This window comes from Rhodococcus sp. EPR-134 (assembly GCF_001647205.1).
GTDB classification, from domain to species: domain Bacteria; phylum Actinomycetota; class Actinomycetes; order Mycobacteriales; family Mycobacteriaceae; genus Rhodococcus_F; species Rhodococcus_F qingshengii.
This window is the reverse complement of the sequence record NZ_LVCT01000144.1, coordinates 1-3,855: the sequence shown is the minus strand read 5'-3', so window position 1 is coordinate 3,855 and position 3,855 is coordinate 1. Positions and strand designations below refer to the sequence as shown.

Here is a 3,855-nt window from a genome sequence, read left to right as displayed (position 1 = left end):
GACGCTCTCGCGTAAGGACATCGCCCGAACTGTCTCGGCAAGTGTTCAAGAACCCACTGTCTCGGCAGGACTGTCGGTTCGTGAATCGATCGCGCTCGGACGAACTCCGCACCGCAGCTGGTTGGACCGAAGCACGGAGCGCGATACCGCCATCGTGGACCGGTGCATCGAGCAGGTCGGTTTGGTCGAGCTTGCCGGACGAGACGTATCGACCCTGTCGGGTGGTGAGCGGCAACGTGTCTCGATAGCTCGCGCATTGGCTCAGGAGCCCAAGGTTCTGTTGTTGGACGAGCCGACCAATCATCTCGATCTTCGTCACCAGTTGATCGTGATGGAACTGCTTACCGAACTTGCGTCGGCGGGGCTCGCAGTTGTGGTCACGATGCACGATCTACGGTTGGCAGTCGAGTACTGCGACAACCTTGCCGTGCTCACCGAAGGTGAACTCCGCGCGTGTGGGTCTACGGTCGAGGTGTTGGACGAGCCGTTGTTGGCCGAGGTTTTCGGCATCAGGGCGCGAGTCGAACGCGGAGTACGTCCGCGGATGGAGATATTGGGGCTGGCATGACGGAATCGGTGGCCGGGATCTACGCCCGTATGGCAGTAGCTGTGCCGTTCTTCGACAACCTGAGCGCGTATCCGGATACGGTGCCCGCGGTGTTGATGACCGACCCCCAGTGGTTGGCAGCACGTGTCGCCGATACGGCAGAGCGATGGGGGAGTGCGGACAGTCGAGTGAACGGCACGTTGTGGTGGTACTCGGCCAGCTCGACGCTGACCGGCATTCCGATCGGAACCGGGATGGTCACCGGGTTCGCGGCCGATCCATCGTTGGACGGTGGGCGGATCTTCTTGCGTGACAACGGCTATCTGGGCGGGTTTGCTGCCGGATCGGTCATTCCGATCTCGCGGAGTGTGGCGGAGTTGGGCCACGCGATGTTCCGCTCACTCAGTCCCGTGATCGAGGTACTCGCCGAGGTGTCCGGCGTTCGGCAGCAGGCGCTGTGGGCGATCGCGACGGACTCCATCGCCAATCGCAGCCTCGACGCCGCCGGTAGCGCGAGGGAACGCGGAAGTGCATTTGCTGCCGGCCTGATCGATGTTCTCCGCGGTGAGAACCCGGGCATTCCGGTTCCGCGTTTCGTCGATGTCGGCCGCAATGAAAGTGTTGTGCGCGTTTCTAATCCGTTGACACCGGTGGCATCCGGGCGACGCAGATTCACGCAGCGCGCGTCGTGCTGCCTGATTTACGAGGTGCCCGGTGAAGGTAAGTGCACCAGTTGCCCGAAGCGCGCACCCGAAGATCGGGTGCGCGCCTTGGCTGCTCTGGTGTGACTGGACCCAGGCTTTTACCGGGTCGGGTGTTGTCAGGTCAGTGAGCTGCGACCTTGGAACGGTCGAGTCCCAGCGCGTCGGTCATCGTGAAGAACAGATCGGTCTGGTCCGTGAGGCCGCTGACATTGGCCGCGTGCGGGCCGAAAGCTGCTACGCGCAACTGAGTGCCGGTATGCCCTTCGGATTCGACGGCCGGATCTTCGGACGTTCCGTAGCTGATCGTCATCTCCGAGCCGTCCTTCGTGGTCAGCTTGCGGGTCAGACCGGGGTAGACGATTTCCTGGGCGCGCTCGACCGGGATGTTCTGGTCCTTGGCGATGGTGGCGATGTCGTCGGCGCTGACGTTGGTGACGATCTGGCTGGTGTGAGCGTGGTCGGCTGTGACGATGACCAGGGTTTCTCCGTCGGTCTTCGCGAATTCGAGTGCCTTCTGCACAGCTTCGTCGAGGTCGACGGTTTCACCGATCTGACCGCATGCGTTGGCTGCGTGATCCTGCTTGTCGATCGAGGCACCTTCGACCTGGAGGAAGAATCCGTTGTCGTTGACCTTCAGTAGGTCGATCGCCTTTTGAGTCATGTCCGCGAGCTTCGGTACGTCGGAGGTTCGCTTGGGGTTGTCGACGCAGGTTTCTGCGGGCTGCAGGTAACCGTCACGGGTGGCGACAGAGCCTTCCCAGCGGACGGGCATGTTGCCGTCGGCGAACAAGCCGAGCACGGGTGCATCCTGATCGGCCTTGCCGACCTCGTTCATCTCGGCGGCATTCTTCACCAGCTGGTAGCCCCGAGCTGCGGCCTGCTCGTTGAGTGTCTTGCCCTGCCAGTCACCGGCTTTCGCAGTCTCGGCGAAGGACTTGGCGCCGCCGGCGAAGGTGACGTCGGCGCGGGTGTCGAGGAGTTGTTCGCTGATCGACCCCTTGCCGCCGTTCTCGAGGGCGTTCTCCGGGCAGGACTTGGACGTTGCCTCCGGTCCGTAGCACTTGCGGCCACTGACGTGCGCGACCTGCACTGCGGGGGTGGCGTCCTGCACCTCGGCGGTGGAGACGTTGCCGGTGGCCTTGCCGTTCGCCTTGGCGATCTCGAGGACGGTCGACTGGGCCTGACCCTTGATGTCGACGGAAATCGCGCCGTTGTAGGTCTTGGTGCCGGTGGACCATGCCGATCCGCTGGCTGCGGAGTCGGTGACGTAGTCGGGCTTGCCGTCCTTGGTCAGTGCGTAGTGCGTGTACTGGCCGGTGATCGGCAGGGCATCGAGACCGGGGAAGCTGCCGGCAGCGCCCTCGGCGTAGTTGCGCGCGGCGGTGATCTCCGAGTCGCCCATGCCGTCGCCGATCAAGAGAATGACGTTCTTCGCGCCGGAAGCGTTGACGGCGTCGCGCACTGCGGCCGACTGATCACCGTCGATGCGGCGAGCACCACCGTTCGAGGACAGTTCGCCGGTCGCGGCGCGATCGACGGTCGTGCCGTTCGAGCCGGTGGCCTCGTCGGCGCTGCTGCTGCAGCCGGCAGCGGCCAGAACGGCGACGGCGCCGGCGACGGCCGTCAACCTACGTGTGTTGCGCGAGAACGACATACGAGTAGTACTCCTGGAAACAGTGTGGATGGAGATTATGAACGCCGCTAATGATCTGGGGCGAAAGTGAACGGAGTGCAGACATGCGTACATCTGAATGTGACGAGACGGTGAGGGTTGAGATTCGCTCTGTTGACTGTGGGTGAGTGACCTGTCAGACTGAATCTGCATCGAACATCAGTTCGATGCATGTGGTGCGTCTTCCCTTTCGGCATCCTCGAGCAGTCGGTCGTCCCTGACGGCCGACTCGATCAGGTGCGAGGTCAGTGTGGGTTGGGGAAATGGGCCGCCGACGTGGTCCGAGATGGAACGGGTGCTTTCCGGACGACCCGGCCGTGTGGAACATGAGGATTTGTTTCCGGGCGATGGAAGCGACAGCCCCGCCTGGTCAAGAAAGCGCGGCGAGTACCACGCGGGCGAGCTCACCCGTGGTGCCGGTGTAATTCCTTACGCAGAACTGCACGCTCACTCGGCCTTCAGTTTCCTCGACGGTGCATCACCGCCGGAAGAGCTGGTCGAGGAAGCAGTGCGTCTCGGGCTCGAAGCTATCGCCGTCACCGATCACGACGGCTTCTACGGCGTGGTGAGGTTTGCGGAAGCCGCACGTGAATGGGGAATGCGCACCGTGTTCGGGGCCGAGTTGTCTCTGGATTCGGTACCCAGAACCGGCACGGCAGATCCCGGTGGAACGCACCTCCTGGTACTTGCCCGTGGGCAGGAAGGGTATCGCCGGCTCTCGCGGGAGATCGCTGCCGCGCATCTGGCGGGCGGCGAGAAGGGCAAACTGCAGTACGACTACGACGTGCTGACCGAAGCGGCCGGTGGCCACTGGCAGATCCTGACCGGGTGCCGGAAAGGTCATGTGCGGCAAGCCTTGACGTCGGGTGGTCGCGAAGCAGCGGCGGATGCCTTGGGGGATCTGGTCGAGCGTTTCGGGGCGGAGCGAGTGT

General features: G+C 63.3%; 4 protein-coding genes. 3 read left to right on the top strand and 1 reads right to left on the bottom strand.

All coding sequences use genetic code 11. From position 1 onward, the window contains the following. Both A2J01_RS06495 and A2J01_RS06490 read left to right on the top strand, forming a co-directional pair. On the top strand, positions 1 to 568 hold a 568-nt coding region (locus tag A2J01_RS06495; RefSeq protein ID WP_064112341.1), incomplete at its 5' end, for an ABC transporter ATP-binding protein. Next, complete coding sequence (locus A2J01_RS06490) at positions 565 to 1,335, top strand: (2Fe-2S)-binding protein (RefSeq protein ID WP_030535100.1); 771 nt, start codon at positions 565 to 567, stop codon at positions 1,333 to 1,335. The genes A2J01_RS06495 and A2J01_RS06490, both read left to right, overlap by 4 nt. Positions 1,336 to 1,372: 37 nt before the next feature. Here A2J01_RS06490 and phoA read toward each other — a convergent pair whose 3' ends face one another. Next, positions 1,373 to 2,905, bottom strand: coding sequence for an alkaline phosphatase (gene phoA / locus A2J01_RS06485; protein ID WP_064112340.1), 1,533 nt, complete (start codon positions 2,903 to 2,905; stop codon positions 1,373 to 1,375). 268 nt (positions 2,906 to 3,173) lie between these two features. On the opposite strand from phoA, the gene A2J01_RS06480 reads away from it, so the two are divergent. Beyond that, the coding region (locus A2J01_RS06480; protein WP_156519194.1) for a PHP domain-containing protein at positions 3,174 to 3,855 on the top strand (682 nt) is incomplete at its 3' end.

What these genes read in the sequence shown, in the direction of transcription:
- phoA (WP_064112340.1), bottom strand. Translation starts at nt 2,905, where the DNA reads ATGTCGTTCTCGCGCAACACACGTAGGTTGACGGCCGTCGCCGGCGCC.
- A2J01_RS06490 (WP_030535100.1), top strand. Translation starts at nt 565, where the DNA reads ATGACGGAATCGGTGGCCGGGATCTACGCCCGTATGGCAGTAGCTGTG.